At 56.0% G+C, this 20758-nt stretch carries 20 protein-coding genes and 3 tRNA genes; 11 read left to right on the top strand and 12 right to left on the bottom strand.

The annotated features are described in order from the left end of the window. From IAI47_RS16305 to rbsK, 3 genes are read right to left on the bottom strand one after another with little or no spacing between them, the layout of a single operon-like run. Positions 1-1014, bottom strand: a complete 1014-nt coding sequence (locus IAI47_RS16305) for an aldose 1-epimerase family protein (protein ID WP_008925536.1) — start codon at positions 1012-1014, stop codon at positions 1-3. After that, positions 1011-2336, bottom strand: a complete 1326-nt coding sequence (gene fucP, locus IAI47_RS16310) for an L-fucose:H+ symporter permease (RefSeq protein WP_008925535.1) — start codon at positions 2334-2336, stop codon at positions 1011-1013. The genes IAI47_RS16305 and fucP overlap by 4 nt, the downstream gene beginning before the upstream one ends. Before the next feature lie 9 nt (positions 2337-2345). Then, on the bottom strand, positions 2346-3263 hold the full coding sequence (gene rbsK, locus IAI47_RS16315; protein ID WP_008925534.1) for a ribokinase: 918 nt from the start codon (positions 3261-3263) through the stop codon (positions 2346-2348). Positions 3264-3642: 379 nt separating this feature from the next. Between rbsK and deoR the strand changes: the two genes are divergently transcribed. Both deoR and ettA read left to right on the top strand, forming a co-directional pair. Next, positions 3643-4407: a DNA-binding transcriptional repressor DeoR gene (deoR, locus tag IAI47_RS16320; RefSeq protein ID WP_033743124.1), complete on the top strand. Its 765-nt coding sequence runs from the start codon at positions 3643-3645 to the stop codon at positions 4405-4407. A 179-nt stretch (positions 4408-4586) separates the two neighbouring features. Beyond that, on the top strand, positions 4587-6254 hold the full coding sequence (gene ettA, locus IAI47_RS16325) for an energy-dependent translational throttle protein EttA (protein WP_008925533.1): 1668 nt from the start codon (positions 4587-4589) through the stop codon (positions 6252-6254). 45 nt (positions 6255-6299) lie between these two features. On the opposite strand, the gene IAI47_RS16330 is transcribed toward ettA, so the two are convergent. Continuing rightward, positions 6300-7196, bottom strand: a complete 897-nt coding sequence (locus IAI47_RS16330) for a LysR family transcriptional regulator (RefSeq protein WP_003854894.1) — start codon at positions 7194-7196, stop codon at positions 6300-6302. 186 nt (positions 7197-7382) lie between these two features. On the opposite strand from IAI47_RS16330, the gene IAI47_RS16335 reads away from it, so the two are divergent. Further along, the gene (locus tag IAI47_RS16335; RefSeq protein ID WP_003854895.1) at positions 7383-8384 is read left to right on the top strand and encodes a zinc-binding alcohol dehydrogenase family protein; all 1002 of its coding nucleotides are present in this window, start codon (positions 7383-7385) and stop codon (positions 8382-8384) included. Between the two features lie 45 nt (positions 8385-8429). Here IAI47_RS16335 and nadR read toward each other — a convergent pair whose 3' ends face one another. The 3 genes from nadR to serB form a co-directional block, all read right to left on the bottom strand. After that, on the bottom strand, positions 8430-9671 hold the full coding sequence (gene nadR / locus IAI47_RS16340; protein WP_008925532.1) for a multifunctional transcriptional regulator/nicotinamide-nucleotide adenylyltransferase/ribosylnicotinamide kinase NadR: 1242 nt from the start codon (positions 9669-9671) through the stop codon (positions 8430-8432). A 75-nt stretch (positions 9672-9746) separates the two neighbouring features. After that, entirely contained in the window at positions 9747-11129 is a 1383-nt protein-coding gene (gene radA, locus IAI47_RS16345; protein WP_003854897.1) for a DNA repair protein RadA, read from the bottom strand. 13 nt (positions 11130-11142) lie between these two features. Further along, the gene (gene serB, locus IAI47_RS16350) at positions 11143-12120 is read right to left on the bottom strand and encodes a phosphoserine phosphatase (protein ID WP_187961153.1); all 978 of its coding nucleotides are present in this window, start codon (positions 12118-12120) and stop codon (positions 11143-11145) included. A 107-nt stretch (positions 12121-12227) separates the two neighbouring features. On the opposite strand from serB, the gene IAI47_RS16355 reads away from it, so the two are divergent. Next, positions 12228-12878: a YtjB family periplasmic protein gene (locus tag IAI47_RS16355; protein ID WP_008925530.1), complete on the top strand. Its 651-nt coding sequence runs from the start codon at positions 12228-12230 to the stop codon at positions 12876-12878. 320 nt (positions 12879-13198) lie between these two features. Here the strand turns inward: IAI47_RS16355 and yjjG are convergent, their stop codons facing one another. Genes yjjG through IAI47_RS16370 form a run of 3 tightly spaced genes read right to left on the bottom strand, consistent with a single transcriptional unit; the run spans position 13199 to position 14720 of the window. Then, positions 13199-13879 (bottom strand): pyrimidine 5'-nucleotidase, encoded by a 681-nt coding sequence (gene yjjG / locus IAI47_RS16360; protein WP_008925529.1) that lies wholly within the window; start codon positions 13877-13879, stop codon positions 13199-13201. Positions 13880-13897: 18 nt separating this feature from the next. Beyond that, positions 13898-14338: a ribosomal protein S18-alanine N-acetyltransferase gene (gene rimI / locus IAI47_RS16365; RefSeq protein WP_003850861.1), complete on the bottom strand. Its 441-nt coding sequence runs from the start codon at positions 14336-14338 to the stop codon at positions 13898-13900. Beyond that, entirely contained in the window at positions 14310-14720 is a 411-nt protein-coding gene (locus IAI47_RS16370) for a DNA polymerase III subunit psi (protein WP_003850863.1), read from the bottom strand. Before IAI47_RS16370 ends, rimI begins: the two co-directional genes overlap by 29 nt. A gap of 106 nt (positions 14721-14826) precedes the next feature. On the opposite strand from IAI47_RS16370, the gene rsmC reads away from it, so the two are divergent. From rsmC to IAI47_RS16390, 4 genes are all read left to right on the top strand, one after another. Further along, positions 14827-15858 (top strand): 16S rRNA (guanine(1207)-N(2))-methyltransferase RsmC, encoded by a 1032-nt coding sequence (rsmC, locus tag IAI47_RS16375; RefSeq protein ID WP_008925528.1) that lies wholly within the window; start codon positions 14827-14829, stop codon positions 15856-15858. 151 nt (positions 15859-16009) lie between these two features. After that, positions 16010-16096: transfer RNA gene (locus IAI47_RS16380), tRNA-Leu, on the top strand. A gap of 30 nt (positions 16097-16126) precedes the next feature. Next, a tRNA-Leu gene (locus IAI47_RS16385) sits at positions 16127-16213 on the top strand. Positions 16214-16241: 28 nt separating this feature from the next. Next, positions 16242-16328 (top strand) — tRNA-Leu (locus IAI47_RS16390). A gap of 146 nt (positions 16329-16474) precedes the next feature. Here IAI47_RS16390 and IAI47_RS16395 read toward each other — a convergent pair. Next, positions 16475-16759, bottom strand: a complete 285-nt coding sequence (locus IAI47_RS16395; protein WP_008925527.1) for a DUF1435 domain-containing protein — start codon at positions 16757-16759, stop codon at positions 16475-16477. Between the two features lie 231 nt (positions 16760-16990). Between IAI47_RS16395 and IAI47_RS16400 the strand changes: the two genes are divergently transcribed. From IAI47_RS16400 to IAI47_RS16410, 3 genes are all read left to right on the top strand, one after another. Next, the gene (locus tag IAI47_RS16400; RefSeq protein ID WP_008925526.1) at positions 16991-18088 is read left to right on the top strand and encodes a diguanylate cyclase; all 1098 of its coding nucleotides are present in this window, start codon (positions 16991-16993) and stop codon (positions 18086-18088) included. Positions 18089-18282: 194 nt separating this feature from the next. Further along, entirely contained in the window at positions 18283-19077 is a 795-nt protein-coding gene (gene fhuF / locus IAI47_RS16405) for a siderophore-iron reductase FhuF (protein ID WP_003850871.1), read from the top strand. 94 nt (positions 19078-19171) lie between these two features. Next, positions 19172-19636 (top strand): YbaK/EbsC family protein, encoded by a 465-nt coding sequence (locus IAI47_RS16410; protein ID WP_008925525.1) that lies wholly within the window; start codon positions 19172-19174, stop codon positions 19634-19636. Between the two features lie 117 nt (positions 19637-19753). Here the strand turns inward: IAI47_RS16410 and IAI47_RS16415 are convergent, their stop codons facing one another. Continuing rightward, positions 19754-20749 (bottom strand): nucleoside hydrolase, encoded by a 996-nt coding sequence (locus tag IAI47_RS16415; RefSeq protein WP_008925524.1) that lies wholly within the window; start codon positions 20747-20749, stop codon positions 19754-19756. Between the last annotated feature and the right edge of the window lie 9 nt (positions 20750-20758).

The raw sequence follows: 20758 nt of genomic DNA on the forward strand, positions 1-20758 counted from the left end.
TCAGAGCAGGCCGGTCTCCACAGAGAAGTGACGCTGCTCGCCGCTCGCCAGGGTGATCAGCGTGCCGGCCTGCTGCGCGGCAAGAAAACCCTCTGGCCGACAGGTGGCGGGCAGAATATAGGCCGCCACCTGCTGGTCATGGTTGTGCAGCAGCCAGCGGGTCGCGTGCGGGAACTGCGCGGTAGAGAAGCGCGTCATCAGCGCGTAGCCCTGCGGCGCATGCAACTCAAACTGTACCTCATCACCATACTGCGGCAGATCGTCCGCAAATAAGACGATCTCGGGATCGCAGAGCTGCGGTTGATCGAGCTGCTGTAACGCCTGCGGAACGCGCGCCAGTTGATCCGTGTAATCCCGCCAGGCGGGCGTTGGTCGCAGGTGCGCCGGGATCGAGCGACGCAGTTGGAATGCCCCTTCGGGGATCGACTGCCGGAAGCGCCCCTGATCGATCCACGCGCTGTTGAGGTGACACATGTATTGCAACGGCATCGGTGCACCCGCCAGATTGGTCACCGTCATCTCTATCGTCAGACGGGGCCTGTCGGCCTGAATGCGAACGGCGGGTGCCGCAAGGTAATGATGGCCGAAGCCTTTAACATATTCACACTCCCCTTCCAGCGACAGTGTCTGATCGTCCAGCACCAGCCAGGCACTATCCATGCGGGCGCAGGCCATTTCCCCGTGCAGCGGATGATTGTCCTCTGGCGCGGGACAGCCGTTAGCCAGCAGCCCCGAATGAAAGGCAAAACAGCCATAGGTATCTATGATCGAATTCGCGGGCAGCGGCTGCTTAAAGCTGTGGCCCATGGTCAGGTTATGATCGTCAAACTGCACGTCCCAGATCATCTGCCCGAGAAACGGCAGCACGGTCACGCTGCCGCGCCGGTTATGAATGCGCACTGCCTCGATTCCTGCCGGATAGCGAAACACCTCAACCCGGAAGTCATCGCTTTCCAGCAGCAGCGAGGGCGTGGTGTGAAACTGGTCACGCGCTAAGGGTAAACGGGTTCTCATGGTAACTCCTCCACCAGACGACCGGCCGCAACCGGCTGTTTTTTATGGCGCAGTTCGCCGTAGAAGTAGAATCCGACCCAGGCGAAGCAGAGCAGCGAGACGCCAAACGCCAGCTGCATTGATCCCAGCGTGTCAGACACCAGGCCCTGTAGCGCCGGGACAAAGGCCGCGCCGACAATCGCCATCACGATAAACGCGCCCGCCACTTCAGTGTATTTATTATCGACCGTCGCCAGCGTACCGGCGTAGATCGTTGCCCAGCAGGGCCCAAACAGCACGCTGACAAAAACGGCGGCGTAGACGGCGGTAAAGTTCGGCACCAGCATCACATAAGCCAGCGTCAGCACGCCCAGCACCGAATAGGCGATCAGCACTTTCTCGGCACGGAAGCGGGTCATCAGGAAGTTCGCCACGAACTTGCCGATAAAGAAGCAGACGAAGCTGTAGATCATAAAGTTAGAGGCGTGACGTTCATTGGCCGCCCCCAGCGTCAGCGCCAGACGAATGGTAAATGACCAGACCGCCACCTGCATGCCGACATACAGGAACTGGGTCAAAATGCCGCGTTTAAAGTGACGGTTAGCCGCCAGATAGCGGAAGGTCTCGCCCAGTGACGGCCGGGATGTCTCATTACTCTCTGGTTTGCAGCGCGGATAGCGGGTGAACATAAACAGCAGCATCACGACCACCAGCACCATCACCAGATATTTGTAAGGCTCCAGCGTGTGCTCCAGCATTGTCAGGCGGAAAGCATGCGCCTGCTCTGCCGTCATGGCTGCCATCTGACTCTCCAGACTGTCGCCATCCTGGAACACCAGATATTTACCCAGCACAATCCCCATCAGCGCACCGATCGGATAGAAGGTCTGGCTGACGTTGAGGCGCAGCGTCGCATGATCACGATGACCAATCATCGAGCTGTAGGTGTTGGCCGCCGTTTCCAGGAAACTCAGGCCAATGGCAATCGCAAAGATCGCCGCGAGGAACATGGTGTAGGTCGCCATGTGCGAAGCAGGATAAAAGGCGATACAGCCGGCAATGTAGAGCGCCAGACCGATCATAATCGCCATCTTGTAACTGGTTTTGCGGATCACCAGCGAGGCGGGGATCGCAATCAGAAAATAGCCGCCATAAAAGGCGCTCTGCACCAGCGCACTGGCGAAGTCGCTCAGGGCAAACACACTTTTAAACTGGGTAATCAGGATATCGTTGAGACTCGCTGCACAGCCCCAGAGCGGGAAGAGGCACGACAGCAGAATGAACTGGAACAGCGGCGTTTTATTCAGATAGCCATCAGATTGCTGAACAATTTTCTGTTGCATAGCAGAACCTCAGTTACGGTTGAGAAAACGCTGGAAAGTCTCTGCGTCGGGATAAGCGCGCTGCGTGCCGCGCCCGGTGACGCTGCAGGCGGCATAGGCCGACGCCTGTGTCATGGCGGCGGCCACATCGCCGGTTTTCACCAGCAGATAGGCAAAGCAGCCGATAAAGGCATCACCTGCGCCGCTGGTATCGACCGCCTGAACCGGCGTCGCGGCCACGCGATGCACCTTGTCGCCGCTCATCCAGACCGAGCCCCGGCTGCCCAGAGTAATGATCAGATTTTTAAGGCCGCGCTTCAGCAGCGACTGCCCCGCCAGGATCACCTCGTCATCGGTGCTGACGGGCAGGCCGGTGAGGATCTCCAGTTCGGTTTCGTTCGGCATAAAGAAGTCGCATTTGCAGGCGTAGTGAATATCCAGCGAAGCGACGGCCGGTGCCGGATTCAGGATCACGTTGATCTGATGCTGGCGGGCAAAATCGATGGCGTAATAGACCGTCTCCAGCGGGATCTCCAGCTGCAGGATGATCAGCTCACAGGCTTTCAGCGCCTCTGCCGCGTCGTCGATATCAGCCGGTTTCAGCTGCTGGTTGGCACCTTTGATAATCAGAATGCGGTTTTGCGACTGGTCATCGACAAAAATCGGTGCCACACCGCTGGAGTTGCCTGGTGCAGTGGTGACAAATCGCGTGTCCACGCCCTGCTGCTGCAGGTTCGCGACGGTGTTGGGCGCAAAGAGATCGTCGCCAACTTTGCTGACCATCATCACGCTGCCGCCCATTTTCGCCGCCGCAACCGCCTGGTTAGCGCCCTTACCGCCGCAGCCAATCGCAAAGTCAGGCGCTTCAAGGGTTTCGCCCGCTTTCGGCAGGCTGTTGGTATAGGTAATCAAATCGACCATGTTTGAGCCGATGACCGCAATTGTCATGACCATTTCTCCTGGATATTTTGCAAACTTCAAATGTTATTAAAGTCACAATAACCTTTCTTAAAAGTTAAATGTGTGACAAAAACCACAACATGAGTGCGCAAAATCGACAATATGCGACAGGGAGCGGGATTTTAAGTGTTACTATTATAACAAAATAACATCATTGAGCCTGCTGGCTGAGCAATGTGAACGCCTGCGGCGATGAGCGGTAGTCACCGCACAGCGGAGGTTTGCGGGCCTTTCAGAATGCGGGTAAGATTGGTTGCCAGCCTGGCGGATGAGACGCAACTCATTAAAATCTGTGAGGTTTGTCGCGTATTGACGTCGGTTCCGGCGTCTTTCCTCCGCATTGCAGGATAGGTAAACAGAGATGACCATGGAAACCCGGCGCGACGAACGCATTCACAAGCTGACACAGGCGCTTAAACGCACCGATAAACTGCATCTCAAAGACGCGGCCCAGCTGCTGGGTGTCTCAGAGATGACGGTTCGCCGCGATTTAACCGAACCGGGCTCCAGCGTGGTGTTACTGGGCGGCTACATTGTCAGCGACCCAAAAAGTCATACCGGCCACTATTTTGTCAGCGATCAGCATGGGCAGAATGCGGCCAGAAAGCAGCGACTGGCGCAGGCGGCGGCCAGCCTGATTAACGAAAACGATACGGTCTTTTTCGATTGCGGCACTACCCTGCCCTATATCGTTGATGCGATTCCCGACACGCTGTCGTTCACTGCCATCTGCTGTGCTATGAACACCTTTCTGACGCTGAAAGAGAAACCTGGCTGTAACGTTATTCTCAGTGGCGGTGAATTTCATGCTGACAACGCTCTGTTTACACCGATTGGCGTACACACCATCCTGGACGATCTTTGTCCGACGCTGGCTTTGATCTCTGCGGCGGGTATCGACAAAGATCAGGGGGCGACCTGCTACAACACCAATGAACTGATGATGAAACATCACGCCATGCTGCGTGCCCGAACGTCGGTACTGGTGGCTGACAGCAGTAAATATGGCAAGGTGCTGCCTGCCCGCATTGCCGGGCTGCAGCGTTTTGACCTGCTGGTGAGTGACAGCGCACCCGATCAGGCGTTACAGAACTGGCTGGCGCAGCAGGCGATACCGCTTCGCCTGCCCTGAGCCTGCCTCTGCCGTCATTTCAGCGATTACGCGCGGAAATCAGACAGTTATTTCATACGTTGTCCGGCATCACCGCCCTCAGGGCATTATTCGCCGCCCCCCGGCTGGGATTAAACGGTGAAAAAGGCTAAACTTCGACATCATTCCAACGACCAACAGACCCAGAGGCTCAATCCAACGTGGCTCAATTCGTCTATAGCATGCATCGCGTCGGCAAAGTGGTCCCGCCGAAGCGACATATCCTGAAAAACATCTCACTCAGCTTCTTCCCCGGCGCAAAAATCGGCGTACTCGGCCTGAATGGCGCGGGTAAATCTACCCTGCTGCGCATCATGGCCGGCATCGATAAAGATATCGAAGGGGAAGCGCGTCCGCAGCCAGGCATCAAGATTGGCTACCTGCCGCAGGAGCCGCAGCTTAACCTTGAACACACCGTGCGCGAGTCGGTTGAAGAAGCGCTGTCAGAAGTAGTTGGCGCACTGAAACGTCTCGACGAAGTTTATGCGCTCTATGCCGAAGAGGATGCAGACTTCGACAAGCTGGCCGCTGAGCAGGGCCGTCTTGAAGAGATCATCCAGGCGCACGATGGTCACAACCTGAATACCCAACTGGAACGTGCTGCCGATGCGCTGCGCCTGCCAGACTGGGACGCGAAGATCGCCACCCTTTCCGGTGGTGAACGTCGCCGCGTCGCCCTCTGCCGCCTGCTGCTGGAAAAACCAGACATGCTGCTGCTGGACGAACCGACGAACCACCTGGACGCCGAATCTGTCGCCTGGCTGGAGCGCTTCCTGCATGACTTCGAAGGCACTGTGGTCGCGATTACGCATGACCGTTACTTCCTGGATAACGTGGCAGGCTGGATTCTGGAACTTGACCGCGGTGAAGGTATTCCGTGGGAAGGCAACTACTCCTCCTGGCTGGAGCAGAAAGATGCGCGTCTGGCGCAGGAAGCTTCTTCTGAAGCCGCGCGTCGTAAGTCGATTGAGAAAGAGCTGGAGTGGGTGCGCAAAGGGCCAAAAGGCCAGCAGTCTAAAGGAAAAGCCCGTCTGGCTCGCTTTGAAGAGCTGAACAACACGGACTACCAGAAGCGTAACGAAACCAACGAACTGTTTATTCCGCCTGGTGCCCGTCTGGGTGACAAAGTGCTGGAAGTCAGCAATCTGCGTAAGTCCTATGGCGACCGTGTGCTGATTGACGATCTTTCGTTCTCCGTGCCAAAAGGGGCAATTGTCGGGATTATCGGTCCTAACGGCGCGGGTAAATCGACGCTGTTCCGCATGATGTCCGGTCAGGAACAGCCTGATTCCGGCAGCATTGTGCTGGGCGAGACGGTGAAACTGGCGTCCGTCGATCAGTTCCGCGACAGCATGGATAACTCCAAAACCGTGTGGGAAGAAGTTTCCGGTGGTCAGGACATCATGCGTATCGGTAACACCGAGATGCCAAGCCGCGCCTATGTTGGCCGCTTTAACTTTAAAGGCGTCGATCAGGGCAAACGCGTTGGCGAACTGTCGGGTGGTGAGCGTGGTCGTCTGCACCTCGCGAAACTGCTGCAGGTTGGCGGCAACATGTTGCTGCTCGATGAACCGACCAACGACCTGGATATCGAAACCCTGCGCGCGCTGGAAAACGCCCTGCTGGAGTTCCCGGGCTGTGCCATGGTCATCTCGCATGACCGCTGGTTCCTGGACCGTATCGCGACGCACATCCTGGATTACCAGGATGAGGGTAATATCGAATTCTTCGAAGGTAACTTTACCGAATATGAAGAGTACAAGAAGCGTACTCTCGGCGCCGACGCACTGGAGCCGAAGCGCATCAAGTACAAGCGTATGACGAAGTAATCGAATAAACGGGCGGCAGCGATGCCGCCCTTTTTGATGGTTCACTCAGCGATAAAACTCTCTGAACACCGGTGACTGCAGCGCAAACTCAATAAAGCGCGCCAGCGCAGGCGAATTCAGTTTACGGCCCGGATAGACCAGCCACAGCTCATTTCCCTCGACTTCCCATTCCGGCAGCACCGGCACCAGCCGGGGATCCGCCATCGCCCCATCGGTCAGAAAGTGCGGCAGCAGCGTAATGCCTGCATCGCCCAGCGCCGATTCGCGCGCATAGAGTAAATTGTCGGTGAGATGGCCAGGCGGCAGCAGCCAGCGATAGAACGCGCCATCACGCTGCAATACCCATTCATTCCATGCGCGATGCGCGATACAGCGGTGAGCTGACAGCTGCTGTGGGTGAAGCAGCGGCGGGTGCTGATTAAGATAGTGCTGCGAAGCCACCAGCAGTCGTGGGCAGTTGCCTATCCGGCGGCCAATCAGCGAGGACTCCTGCGGCTGACCGGTGCGCAGCGCCACATCAAAGCCCTCCTGTACCAGATCCCGCATCTCATCGGAAATCGAGACATCCAGCGTCACATCAGGATAGAGACGCAAAAACGCTGCATTACAGCGCGCCAGCAGTGTGGCCCCAATGCCCGCCGGACTGGTGATGCGCAGACGACCGCTGGGGTTTTCACGCAGGCTGGCGATAGCCTGATCGGCGCGTTCACTGGCCTGCATCATCTCCTGACAATGCAGCAGATAGCGCTCACCGGCAAAAGTCAGATTGAGCTGGCGGGTGGTGCGATTCAGCAAACGAATCCCCAGCCGCTGCTCCAGCTGGCTGATACGCTGACTGACACTGGATTTAGGCAGGCCTGCGCGTTCTGCCGCGCCGGTAAAGCTGCCGCACTCCGCCACCAGCGCAAACAGCGCCATGTCCTGCCACTGACGAAATGCCATTGTTCACCTCAGACGAACACTCTATGAAAGATTGTCCATCTTATCACCGTTAAAATCAGGTTCTACACTTAAGGCCTGTCTTCATCATTACAGCTGGTCTTGCCATAGAGAGTATGTACACCGACTCCCGACCAGGCTGTCAGAGAAAAGAGCCAGACTCTTTGCTTAACTACACAGGAAAACGTTATGTCTATTCGCGCTATCGCAATTAATCCCGAAAATCCTGAACACTTTACTGAAATTTTCCCTGAAACCCCCACGCCAGGCGAGTATGACCTGCGTGTCGAGGTCAAAGCCGCCTCGGTCAACCCGGTTGATACCAAGGTGCACAAAGGGGCGAAGAAGAACGGCTTACAGCAGCCACGTATCCTGGGCTGGGATGCCAGCGGCGTTGTGCTGGAAGTGGGCAGCTCAGTCAGCAACTTTAAGCCTGGCGATGAAGTCTTCTACGCCGGCGATCTGACCCGTCCAGGCAGCAACAGCACTGAGCAGCTGGTGGACTCACGCATCACCGGCCATAAGCCAGAGAGTCTGGACTGGGCACAGTCTGCCGCGATCCCACTGACGGCCCTGACCGCATGGGAAGGTTTGTTTGAACGACTGAACCTGGAGACGGCATCGGAAGATCAGACTCTGCTGATCGTTGGCGGCGCAGGTGGTGTTGGATCACTGGCGATCCCCCTGGCGAAGCTGCGCAGCAAAGTGAAGATCATTGCGACTGCCTCGCGTGAAGATTCCGCCCAGTGGTGCCGCGATCGCGGAGCCGATGTGGTGATCAATTACAAAGATATGATCGGTGAGCTGGAGAAACAGGGCATTAAGCAGGTTGATTATATTTTCTGCCTGAACGATACCGACGGTCACTGGGAGACGATGGCGAAGCTGATCGCACCACAGGGTCATATCTGCACCATCGTGGAAAACGAACATCCGCTGTCGATGGATCAACTGAAGCTGAAGAGTGCGGCACTGCACTTCGAGCTGATGTACACCCGCAGCATGTTTAATACCCCGGATATGGCGCGTCAGGGCGAGATTCTGGATGCGGTATCAGCATTGCTGGATGAAGGTAAACTGCAAACCACGCTGAGCGAAACGCTGCACGGCTTAAGCGTTGAGACGTTAACTGCCGCCCATCAGCGTGTGCTGGAAGGCCACATGCGCGGCAAAGTGGTCATGGTCTATTAATGCGCTGACCCGGCTGCCGTGCGGCAGACCGGGTCACAGCTGGCGTTACGGCTGGGCGTTTTTCTCGCCCAGCATCGCTTTGACCAGCTCAATGCAGCGCAGGAAACGCGCATCATAATCATCTTCCTGCACGTGCAGGAATTCGATGTTGTTTTCACGCAACATTGTCACCAGCATCGACTGAAACTCCCGCCGATCCACGGAACTGCCCAGACTGCGCAATCCATCTGCGACCCAGGGCACGTTATTCTCTAACAGAATCACCAGATCAAAACGGTATTCATCGATCAGTGCCTGCACAAAGGGATGTTCGCGCCCTTCATACTTCAGACAGAATGCCTGCGTGGTCACAAAATCGGTGTCGATAAACGCCACTTTATTGGCGTATTTAACGGCGAAATCGATGTACTGTGCCTGACCCAGCGCGATCTTGTCGTAATCGGAATATTGCAGCGCCATTTCGTCACCGCCCAGATGGGAGAAGACATAGTCGCGGCCATATTCCCAGGCGCTGGTGGTGTTAAAGATGTTGGCGAGCTTATTCACCAGCGTCGATTTACCGCTCGACTCGCCGCCGAGAATCGCCACGGTGCGCACAAAGAACGGCTTCACTTCCGTAGGAATGTAATCCCAGAAGCGGAACGGATCCTGACGAATCTGCGCGCCACTGATGCTCATAAAGGATCGGTTGGGATCGACCAGCACGGTCTGAATGCCAAGGTGCTGCTGATACATCTCCGCATCGGGCGCTTCACTGGTGTAGATGCAATCAGGTGCAATGCCGTGCTCGCTCAGAAACGCGCTGACGCCCTTGCTCCAGACATCCCAGCCATGCGGATAGGGTTCAATCCCCTCCTCATCAAAGGCGTGGATGCGGATATTTTTCTGATACTTAAAGGTCTGCAGCAGCCAGCGCAGGCGATCGCTGACCGTAGGCTGCTGTGACATCGCGCTGTTCTCAAACAGTTCACGGTCACGCGGCTCGTCATAACCCATAATGATATGCAGCTCATCCACCTGACTGCAGGCGCGCTGAATCAGATAGATATGGCCGGTGTGCAGCGGATAAAACTTACCAAATACCACGCCCACCGTTTTATCGCGGCGCGGAAATTCAAGGCCCAGGAATCGGTGAAGCGCCTCCAGTTTTTGCGCGCTGGGGCTTTTGATTTTGGCATTGAGCAACTGGCTTAGATAGCCTTTGGTCATGCCGCTGGCATCAGCGACCTGTTGCAGCGTATGGCCCTGCTGGCGAATAGCCGTTTTCAGATAATCAAACGACGACATGTCGTGCCTCCTGCATCAATGCGGTTAAGGTGGGAGCGGCCTGCCCGCGACGCCGGCTGGCAGGCCGCAGGCGCATTACAGATCGTCCAGAATCGCCAGCGCATCGGCCAGCTTCTTCGCGCTGAAAACCTGCATCCCGGCAATCGGTTTTTTCGGTGCATTCCCTGCCGGTACAATGGCGCGTTTGAAGCCATGCTTCGCCGCTTCAGAGATGCGCTCCTGACCGCTGGGCACCGGACGGATCTCACCGGCCAGTCCCACTTCGCCGAAGATCACCAGATCCTGCGGCAACGGACGATCGCGCAGGCTCGACACCATCGACAGCATCAGCGCCAGGTCCGCACTGGTTTCGGTGACTTTAACACCACCAACCACGTTGACGAATACATCCTGATCCGCCATCTGCAATCCGCCATGACGATGTAAAACGGCCAGCAGTATCGCCAGGCGGTTCTGCTCCAGACCCACCGCTACGCGGCGTGGGTTGCCCATCATGGAGTGATCGACCAGCGCCTGAATCTCCACCAGCAGTGGACGCGTGCCTTCCCACAGCACCATCACCGAGCTGCCAGAGGTAACCTCTTCGCCCCGTGACAGGAAGATAGCGGACGGGTTGCTGACTTCACGCATGCCCTGCTCTGTCATGGCAAACACCCCCAGCTCATTGACCGCACCGAAGCGGTTTTTATGGCTGCGAAGGGTGCGGAAACGGGAGTCGGCATCGCCATCCAGCAGCACCGAACAGTCGATACAGTGCTCCAGCACTTTCGGCCCGGCCAGTGAGCCATCTTTAGTCACGTGACCGACCATGATGATCGCGACGCCGCGCGTTTTAGCGAAGCGCGTCAGGTAGGCGGCGGTTTCACGCACCTGCGCGACGCTGCCGGGTGATGACTGGATCTCCGCCATGTGCATCACCTGGATCGAGTCGATCACCATCAGCTGCGGCTGCTCCTGTTCGGCGATCAGGCAGATCTGCTCAATGCTGGTTTCCGACAGCATATTCACATTTTCGGTGGGTAATCCCAGACGATGGGCGCGCATCGCAACCTGTTGCAGTGACTCTTCACCGGTGACGTACAGGGTTTTCATCCCCTCTGACAACCGGCACATCACCTGCAGCAGCAGCGTGGATTTACCCGCACCAGGACTGCCGCCAATCAGAATGGCGCTGCCCGGCACCACCCCGCCGCCCAGTACCCGATCAAACTCTTTGAAGCTGGTCGAGAAGCGCGGTAACGCCTCCAGGCTGATTTCAGAGAGCTTCTGCACCCGGCTGGTTCCGGCGCTGCCGGCATAGCCACTCAGGCGCTCGTTACGCGCAGCAGCAGGCGAGGCAGCAATGCGCACCTCGGTGATGGTGTTCCAGGCGTGACAGGCGCTGCATTGCCCCTGCCAGCGTGGGTAATCTGCGCCACATTCGTTACAGACAAATGCGCGTTTTGCCGCTTTGGCCAAATCAATACCTCAGTTAACGCTCTTCGTGAATCAGGCTGCCGGTGAGGATGCAGAACACCCCCATTAAATCGGCATGGCGAATGGTGACCGCGGTCTGCTCATTCACCTTAGGTTTAGCATGGAACGCAATGCCCAGCGCTGAGGCTTTGATCATCAGCAGGTCATTGGCACCATCGCCGATCGCCACCGTCTGTTCCGGCGCGATATTAAAACGCTCCGCCAGCTTCTTCAGGGTATCGGCTTTGTATTGTGCGTCGACAATCGGACCCAGCACGTTGCCGGTCAGTTTGCCGTCGCGAATTTCGAGTTCATTGGCCACCACCGCCGACAGATGCAGCTTGTCGCGCAGGTATTCGGCGTAATAGGTAAAGCCGCCGGAAGCGATAGCAATCTGCCAGCCCAGCGCCTGCAGCTTCTGCGTCAGCGTCGTTAAGCCTGGCATTAATGGCAGAGCATCACGTACCTGTTTCAGAATATTGGCATCTGCGCCCTGCAGCGTGGCGACGCGCTGACGCAGGCTGGCGGTGAAGTCGAGTTCGCCGCGCATCGCACGCTCCGTGACTTCCGCCACCTGCTCGCCGCAGCCCGCCAGTTTTGCAATCTCATCGATGCACTCGATCTGAATCGCGGTCGAGTCCATATCCATCACCAGCAGGCCTGGCGTCTTGAGATACGGGATTTTGCCCAGCGGCGCAACATCCAGCCCGGCATCGTGCGCCAGCTTGCTGGCAAACGGCGTCAGCGATCCTGCCAGTCGAATCACCTGATACTCATCGACGTTCCAGGCGCTGACGATCACCATCGCGGCCCCCAGCTGGTGCTGGTAATCGGTGAGCCGCTGCTTGTCCAGCCCGCGGCCATACAGCAGCCAGCCGGTGCGGCCAGCGCGATAATCCAGCGGCATCACTTCATCACCGCTAAGAGAAAGGGGCAAACCCGGCCAGAGGGAAACATCGGCGGGAAGATCGCACCAGGTTAAACGATTTGGCATCAGAGCTCCTGTAGGGACAACAAAACCACGCAAGAGGCTACCTTGTCTGCGCCGCTTCTGGCAACATAATCTCCAGGCTTTCTGTTGTGATATGACCCGGATGAGTAATGGCTAAAACCGCACTGAAATTTCGCTTACATCGGACCGTGATCGTTCTGATCTCCATGGCGCTGCTGGTTGTGCTGATGCAGGGCGCATCCTGGTTCAGTCTTGGTCATCAGGCGGCGCGTTCTGAACAGGTCGAGGAGCTGGCACATACACTGACCAGCCAGGTGGCGTTTAGTCTTAAGCCGTTGATGGACAACAGTGAAAATAACCGCACTCAGATAGAAGCCATTCTTAACCAGATGACGGCTAACAGTCGTATTCTGGATGCGTCGGTGTATGACGGCGACGGCAGTCTGGTGGCGCACAGCGGTGAAAATATTAATGTGCGTGATCGGCTGGCGCTCGATGGTCAGCGCGCAGGCAGCTATTTCAACCATCAGATTGTGCAGCCGCTGGCCGGGAGCGATGGCCCGCTGGGCTTCCTGCGCGTGACGCTGGATACCCACGTGCTGGTCACCGACTCGCATCAGGTCGATAACACCACCAATATTCTGCGTCTGATGATGCTGCTGGCACTGGCGATCGGCATTATTCTCTCCCGCACCCTGCTGCGCCATCGCCGCACCCGCTGGCAGCAGTCGCCGTTCCTGCTTACCGCCAGCACCCCGGTGAAAGAGGACCGGGATGAGGACGACGAGAAGAAAGAGTAGTGTTCTGCGCTGCGGTAAAGATAAAACGAGAAAGGCCCGCTGTGTGGGCCTCAGACTGCTGACAAACCCTGGCCTGATCGCTGTGAGACCGAGCCTGCGCAGGAAAGCGGGTCAGATCGGAAAGTCGCTTACGCCAATCCCTGGCCCGCTCGGCCCGCGCCCTCCATGGCGCGGGACGCTTTCCTCCTCTGACCCGGTTCCCTGCGTATTGAGCTAATCAATCGTTGCCAGATGTGCCTTGATTTGAGTTTTTCAGCAGTCTGAAGGCATGCAATGCGGCCTTATTAGTGGAAAAATGTGGATTTGCGAGGCGTGTTCCGTTAGCCAATCAACAACGCTTCCAGCTCACCCAGCGATTTAACCTGCCAGGTGGGTTTGATATGTTCTGGCAGCGGTCGGGTGCCATGATCGAGCCAGCAGGTTTTCACTCCCGCGTTCATCCCGCCCAGAATATCTGACTCTGGCGTATCCCCCACCATCAGCACCCGCTCACGATCCGGATTGCCCATCAGCTCCAGCGCGTAGTCAAAAATCGCGGCCGCCGGTTTTGGCACGCCAACCTGCTCAGAGATTACCAGCGCCGAGAAGTAATCACGGAAGCCGGTGCGCTCCAGACGCGTCTGCTGCAGCGCGGTAAAGCCGTTGGTGATGATCCCCATCTTTACCTTGCCATGCAGCTGGTTCATCAGGCTGACCGCGCCCGGCAGCGGCGTGCAGATCTCGCCCATCGCGCTGAGGAAGCCGCTGTTGAGGATCTCTGGTGCCACGCTGAGCTTTTCGCTCCAGTGGTTGAAACGCTGAGTCTGCAACTGTAACGCTGAGATGGCGCCGTTCTGATAATCGACCCACAGCGGCTTGTTGATCGCCTGATAATCGCTGTAATCCTGGTCGGTGAACTGCACGTCATAGCCGGCGAACAGGCGCTGCAAACCGGCATAGGCGTCGAAATGGAAAAGGGTATCGTCCGCATCAAACAGGATGCAGTCCCAGTTATCTGTCATTAAAGCTCCTTAACACCACTACGGCGTCAGGGCCATGAGAATGGCATCTTCACGGCCGCTGGCGGTGGGATAATAGTTGGGGCGACGACTGACCTGATTGAATCCAAGCTGCTCATAGAGCGCAATGGCGGGCAGGTTCGAGGCCCGCACTTCCAGCCACAGCGTCAGCACGTTGCGTTTGATCAGCTCATCGATCAGATGCTGCAACAGCTGGCGGCCATATCCCCGGCGCTGAAAGTCAGGATCGACCGCGATGTTAAACAGCGAGGCTTCGTCCAGCACCACCTGAGTAATGGCAAAGGCGACCATTTTGCCGTCGGCGTCGAGACGTAAATTAATAAAGCGCTCGCCCTGATTGCTGGCAAACGTCTTTTCACTCCAGGGAAACGCGTGGCTACGACGCTCAATGGCAAAGGCCTGCGCCAGGTCGTCAGGGGTGAGTAAAGAGATGGCTGTCATGGTTACACATCTGTTGCCAGAGCGCGCGTTTGGCGACGCCGCTGCTGATCAGTTCATTGAAAGAGGCGCTGGTTAATGCCACGCCATTAAAAGTCTGTTCGCTCTCTACGCCGAGCAGCCAGCCCGCGCAGTTCAGCGTTTCCGGCAGCATCTGCAGCTGATCCGGCGTCACGGTCATTACCTGAGCGGGTTGCAGATTGAGGGTATGCAGCACATCGCGCATCAGCGGTTCATGCAGACCGGGTGGCGCGTCAGCGACAATAATTAACTGCGTGTCCGGTGCCAGCGTGACGGCAATTTCGCCCTGAAGCACGCGCGGGCGGCGCAGCTGATACTGCGTAATTCCCATTTGCTGTAAAAGCCAGTCGCGCCTGGACGTCATGGTGTTACCTGTTCTGCTAGCTGAATGCGACGCTATGCTAGCAAACCCATCGAACATGCGCCAACAAACCACTATAATCCCCGCTCAGATCTTACAGGAGCCCTACATGTCTGCTTTTACCCCGGCCAGCGAAGTCATTCTGCGCCACAGTGATGAATTTACCGCCCGCCATGTTTTATTTGCTGGCGATCTGCAGGATGACCTGCCCGCTCAGCTGGAAACCGCCTCATCGCGCGTTCACACCCAGCAATATCATCACTGGCAAAACCTGAGCCGCCGTATGGGCGAGCAGGCGCGTTACGGAATGGTTGCGCAGCCGGAAGATGTGCAGGGATGCGATACCCTGGTCTACTTCTGGACCAAAAATAAGCCGGAAGTACAGTTCCAGCTGGAGAACCTGCTCTCGATGCTGCCAGTGGGCTGCGACGTGTTCGTGGTGGGTGAAAACCGCAGCGGCGTCCGCAGTGCCGAAGGCATGCTGGAGTCGTGGGTGAAGCTGGAGAAGATCGACAGCGCGCGTCGCTGTGGTCTCTATCATGGTCGCCTCGACAAACAGCCTGCATTCGATGCCAGCACCTTTGGTCATCAGTATCAGCTGGATGGTCTGACCATTCACACTCTGCCTGGCGTCTTCAGCCGTGACGGTCTGGATAGCGGCAGCGCCCTGCTGCTGTCGACCTTTACCCCGCACACTAAAGGTAAAGTGCTGGATATGGGCTGTGGCGCAGGCGTAATTGCCGCCTCACTGCCTGCCCGTTCGCCTAAAGTACGCCTGTGGCTGTGCGACGTGCATGCCGCAGCCATTGAAGCGAGTAAATTGACGCTGGCCGCCAATGGCATCGAGGGCGAAGTTTTCGCCAGCAACGTCTTCTCTGACGTGACCGGCCGTTTCGACATGATTATCTCTAACCCGCCGTTCCATGAAGGCACCCAGACCAGCCTCGACGCCGCACAGGCGCTGATCCGGGGAGCAGTAAAGCACCTGAACACCGGTGGCGAACTGCGTATTGTTGCGAACACGTTCCTGCCTTATCCGCAGGTGCTGGATGAAGCTTTCGGCAGCCACGAAGTCATCGCACAGACCGGCCGCTTTAAAGTTTATCGCGCCGTCTATGGTCGTGGTGCCAAAACACGATAAGGGCTTTTAACGTCATTAATCGCGTTGCCGGGCTGAAAACGTTGCTTTTTACAGCGATCGTTTCAGCCCGACGAAATAGTTGTTGACGCAAAGAGTAAAATCTCTAGAATGCGCCTCCGTGGTTGTAACATTCTCAGGATGTTACGGGTATGCGAAGGTGGCGGAATTGGTAGACGCGCTAGCTTCAGGTGTTAGTGTCCTAACGGACGTGAGGGTTCAAGTCCCTCTCTTCGCACCAAAATCACATGTTTCATATCGCGAGCACTGCGCGAAGGTGGCGGAATTGGTAGACGCGCTAGCTTCAGGTGTTAGTGTCTTAACGGACGTGAGGGTTCAAGTCCCTCTCTTCGCACCATTGCGGTGATATGAACAGACAACTCGATGCGAAGGTGGCGGAATTGGTAGACGCGCTAGCTTCAGGTGTTAGTGTCTTAACGGACGTGAGGGTTCAAGTCCCTCTCTTCGCACCAACGTTGTCATCCTCTGGCTTTCCTGCTGGTCTCAGCTGCATTGTTGCAGCGTCGCTTTATCCCTTTCCTGTTTTGTTTTCTTCCCGTGGCATTCACTTTCCCGGTCGCGACACCCTGAACACCCGCTTTACGCCTTTACGCCTGTATTAACTCAGATGAAAATTCACAGAGATCGCCGCCAGTCCACCTGCTAACGCCAGACACGAAGGCAATAACAGATAGTGACGCAGACGCTGGTTAAATAGCATGACGACAGTCAGCAGCAGCGCAACTGTCATCACCAGCCGCCACTGGCTGAAGCTGGGTTCCCATAACGCGAACAGCGGCAGCGCGATGCAGGGCAACAATACGCCCCACGCACTATCCAGTTTTTTACCCAGCGCCCAACTGACGCCCCACAAACCGCAGGCCGCAATAATCGCTATTCCCATGACGCAAACCTCAAATGATAAGCATTCCCATTATCATATGTCAGTTTTGCTTTGCTTGCAGCCTGTTTTTGTCACGCCTGGCAACGAAGATGACAGACCAGTTGGAAAATGCTAGATTGCGACCGATAACACCTTTAATAACAGCACCAGCAATAATTTGCTCACTGTCTGGCACAACCTGTTTATGCCGGCTTGCGCTTTGGTATTTCAGGGTCGTCACGAGTATTTATAATGAAATTACAATCATATGAAGAACTGAAACAGAGTAAATACCGGCTTTCAGTGATGCTTTTTCTGTTTTTAAATATCGCCGTTTCGCTATTTTATCTGCTGCCAATAATGAGCAATGAGAAAATCGATACCACGTTGCCGGTAATTTGTGTCGCATCTTTTAGCGGCATAATGTTAATTGCACATTTAATATGGTCTAAAGTAAAACTCCCCCTTTTAAATCCTGTCGCGCTGGTGCTGGGCGCGCTCTGGGCCTGGCACATTAATTATCGTTTTCATCAGGTATTCTATTTTGATGGCGGCTTTCTTATTATCAGTTTGATCAGTGTGTTATTTGTTAGTGCCATCGCCCTGAGCGATTATCTGGGGGCTTTTTGTCTCCATGTCGCGCCACCGGTGCTCACCGTATTACTACTTGATAATGGGCAGCACCTGCCGCTGATTCTGCTGACCATTATGCTGCCGCTGATTGGTTTCTCACTCCAGCATCTTATGCGTCGCCGTGCCGACAACTTTACCCTGCGGCTGATGCACCAACTCTATGAAGAGAAAGAGACCTTCAGTGACCTCAGCATGCTCGACCCACTGACCGGACTGTATAACCGTCGTGGCCTGAAGAACCGACTGGACAATATTCTGGAAAACCATGCTGGCAGCCACTATGTGCTGCTGCTGGATATCGATCATTTCAAAGCCTACAACGATAATTATGGGCATGCGATGGGTGATCAGGCACTGGCGCGGGTCTCTGTGGCTATTCGGGATGCAGTCCGTTCACGCGATGTCGTCACCCGCTATGGCGGCGAAGAGTTTCTGGTGTTAATGACCAATGTGAACAGCTCCATCGCCATGAAACTGGCAGAGCGCATCCGTCAGTATGTGCTGGATTTAGAAATACCCCATCTTTTTAATGAGACTGTTTCAACCCACGTCACCATCAGCGCCGGCATTGCGCCTATCTACGATAATGATTTTGATCAGGCGGTAGCCAATGCTGACAGCGCATTATATGTGGCTAAGAATCAGGGCCGGAATACTATTCTTGCCTGGGAAGATCTTCCGCGAAAACAGCATGAGACCTTAAGTGAACCAGCCTGATTAAGCACAACTCGGCTGGTAATAACCCTGACATTGCCGCGCTATGGCCGGTTCTGCACTGCGCAGACGGGTTTGTTCGCTGATCGCATTCCCCACCCAATCCCCGATGGCAGCGACGTTTTTTTACGCGACTTGTAGAGTTAATCAATAACGATTATCATTTGCTTTCTTATCTACACTTTTCGCGAGTCGTCATGGCAACCGTTTCAGCTCAGGAACAGCGTTTCAACGCTCAGTCGATGATCTTTCGGCAGAATGACCGTCCACTGGCGGAAAGTCTGCACGAGCGGCTGCAGCAACAGCGTAGTTATCTTCTTGATTCTGTTAAATTCAGCCAGCCCGCTCCGCACGACACGCAGACACTCGTTGCCTGGTCACAATCAGAGGCTTTTGCCCAACTTATCCAGCGCTACAGCGATTATCTCTATCGCGATCATCCTGATGCGGTTCGTGAAGCAAAGCCGGTGCTCTCTCTGTGGGCGCAATGGTATTTTGGCCTGCTGCTGCCCCCGATGATCATGGCGTTGTTACAGGAGTCGCGCGCGCTGGACTGCTCACCAGAGCATATTCGTGTCGGTTTTCATGAGAATGGTCATCCGGCCACGTTCTGGATTGATGTGCAGGAGGATGAAGAAGCCCGCTATCTTAACCCTCAGCAGCGTATTGATCGGCTGATTCAGCAGCATCTGATCCCGGTGGTTAATGGTATTACTCAGCATGGTGATATCAACGCCCGACTCATCTGGAACAACATGGGCTACTCATTGCAGTGGTTTCTGGGTGAGCTGAAAAGTCAGATCGATGAGACGCTGGTACTGCAACTGGAGCAGGCGCTATTCTTTAACCAGAAACTGCTGGATGGCAGCGAAAATCCGCTCTACCGCACCATGATCATGCGCAATGGCGAACTGGTCCGTCGCAGCTGTTGCCAGCGTTATCGCATCCCTGATGTCGAACAATGCGGCAATTGCACCCTGAGCGGCAGCTAAACAGACGTAATTACCACGAATTCTCCGTTTATCTCGTTTACAGGCACTGAGGCTTGTGGCAATTTTTACGCCTTCGATCAGCCTGGAGAGAAAGATGAGTCTGGAGTCCGTGCGCCAGTTCTTTGCCGAACACGCCCCTGAAATTGAAATTATCGAGCTGGCAGAAAGCACTGCAACGGTCGGAATGGCTGCGCGCGCCCATGGCGTGACGCCAGGAGAGATTGCGAAAACCCTGTCACTGAAAGTGAAAAACGACGTCGTGCTGATTGTGACACGCGGCGATGCCCGGCTGGACAATCGCAAGCTGAAAGCCGCGCTAGGCGCAAAAGCGCGGATGCTGAGCGTTGATGAGGTTATTAACTGGACCGGCCATCCGGTTGGCGGCGTCTGTCCGTTCGGTCTGGAGAATCCGCTGACCGTTTACTGTGATGTCTCACTGCGCAGTTTCGACGAAGTGTTACCCGCCGCTGGCGCTATCCACAGTGCCGTCCGCATCTCGCCACAGCAGATGGCTGAGCTGACCAACGCCCGCTGGATCGACGTGTGCGAAGCGATGTAATGCTTTGCATCTCTTGATCCAGCCCTGATGCTGCACACCTCCTGACAGCGTTTATCAGCCTTTGAGGGTCATTGCCGCATCATGCAAACCTATCAGGCGCGCCAGTAAGCGGGTGAGTTAATCGCCCATCTCAGTCAGCCGCTTAAAGGCTTCTTCGATGATCGACAACAGCATCGTGTTATCGACGCGGTGCAGCACATGAACCCATGCGCCGCAGTGCTCAGGTACGCCGACAGCAAGCCGTAGCGGCTGACGATAACGCCAGCTTTTACCGCGCGTTGCACCGGGACGTAGCTCGATATCGACACGGTAATCGATGCCAGACGCGACCCGCTGGTTCAGCAGCCAGGCCACAACCAGTGCATCGTGGATCCAGCATCCCGCCAGTTGACGCGTTTCCATGGAATAGTTGATCCATGGACGCAGCGTGTCTCGCACAAAATCGGCCAGCGGATGATCGACAGCAGTAAGACGGGTGAGATCCTGCTGGGTCAGCAGCGTCTGCGTGGTGACATCCATTGGCACCAGCGTCACGGCGGCACCGCTGTGCAATACCTGATGCGCAGCCTCCGGATCCAGGCCAAAATTGGTGTCTTTGATATAATCATCCAGCGTAAACACGCCACCCATGATGACAATTTCTGCCACAGAGTCTGCCATCGCAGGATAGCGCTGCATTGCCAGCGCCACATTCGTCAGCGGGCCAATCGCCACCAGGGTAATTTCGCCCGGATTGTCGCAAATCAGTTTGCCCATCGCGTCAGCAGCATCAAACGCATCCGCTGCAACATCTGCTGGTTGACGCACGCCCTTCCACAGCTCACTCAGCGCAAGCTGATTGACCCGATTATCCAGCGTTTCACGCCACGGCGCAGGATCTTCCTGTAACGCCTGCGTCGCACCCTGGATGACCGGAACAGACGATCCCAGCCGGACAATCAGATCTTTGGCGACGCGCGCGCCCACGTCGCTGGGTGTATTGCCCGCCACGGTAGTGATTAATTCCAGCGACAGTGCAGGTGAAGCTAATGCCAGCGCAATCGCCAGCCCATCATCGGTGTTGGCACCCGCGATACCGTTGCCGGGATCGCAATCAATAATGATTCTTTTCATATTTTTATA

The organism is Pantoea sp. MT58 (assembly GCF_014495885.1).
Taxonomy (GTDB): Bacteria; Pseudomonadota; Gammaproteobacteria; order Enterobacterales; family Enterobacteriaceae; genus Pantoea; species Pantoea eucalypti.

Coding starts and splice junctions, on each gene's coding strand:
- IAI47_RS16330 (WP_003854894.1), bottom strand. CDS start 7,196: ATGGCATTTCGTCAGTGGCAGGACATGGCGCTGTTTGCGCTGGTGGCG.
- IAI47_RS16395 (WP_008925527.1), bottom strand. CDS start 16,759: ATGGGAATAGCGATTATTGCGGCCTGCGGTTTGTGGGGCGTCAGTTGG.
- deoR (WP_033743124.1), top strand. CDS start 3,643: ATGGAAACCCGGCGCGACGAACGCATTCACAAGCTGACACAGGCGCTT.
- rsmC (WP_008925528.1), top strand. CDS start 14,827: ATGTCTGCTTTTACCCCGGCCAGCGAAGTCATTCTGCGCCACAGTGAT.
- fhuF (WP_003850871.1), top strand. CDS start 18,283: ATGGCAACCGTTTCAGCTCAGGAACAGCGTTTCAACGCTCAGTCGATG.
- serB (WP_187961153.1), bottom strand. CDS start 12,120: ATGCCAAATCGTTTAACCTGGTGCGATCTTCCCGCCGATGTTTCCCTC.
- rimI (WP_003850861.1), bottom strand. CDS start 14,338: ATGACAGCCATCTCTTTACTCACCCCTGACGACCTGGCGCAGGCCTTT.
- fucP (WP_008925535.1), bottom strand. CDS start 2,336: ATGCAACAGAAAATTGTTCAGCAATCTGATGGCTATCTGAATAAAACG.
- IAI47_RS16335 (WP_003854895.1), top strand. CDS start 7,383: ATGTCTATTCGCGCTATCGCAATTAATCCCGAAAATCCTGAACACTTT.
- nadR (WP_008925532.1), bottom strand. CDS start 9,671: ATGTCGTCGTTTGATTATCTGAAAACGGCTATTCGCCAGCAGGGCCAT.
- IAI47_RS16415 (WP_008925524.1), bottom strand. CDS start 20,749: ATGAAAAGAATCATTATTGATTGCGATCCCGGCAACGGTATCGCGGGT.
- IAI47_RS16355 (WP_008925530.1), top strand. CDS start 12,228: ATGGCTAAAACCGCACTGAAATTTCGCTTACATCGGACCGTGATCGTT.
- IAI47_RS16305 (WP_008925536.1), bottom strand. CDS start 1,014: ATGAGAACCCGTTTACCCTTAGCGCGTGACCAGTTTCACACCACGCCC.
- IAI47_RS16370 (WP_003850863.1), bottom strand. CDS start 14,720: ATGACGTCCAGGCGCGACTGGCTTTTACAGCAAATGGGAATTACGCAG.
- yjjG (WP_008925529.1), bottom strand. CDS start 13,879: ATGACAGATAACTGGGACTGCATCCTGTTTGATGCGGACGATACCCTT.
- IAI47_RS16400 (WP_008925526.1), top strand. CDS start 16,991: ATGAAATTACAATCATATGAAGAACTGAAACAGAGTAAATACCGGCTT.
- rbsK (WP_008925534.1), bottom strand. CDS start 3,263: ATGACAATTGCGGTCATCGGCTCAAACATGGTCGATTTGATTACCTAT.
- IAI47_RS16410 (WP_008925525.1), top strand. CDS start 19,172: ATGAGTCTGGAGTCCGTGCGCCAGTTCTTTGCCGAACACGCCCCTGAA.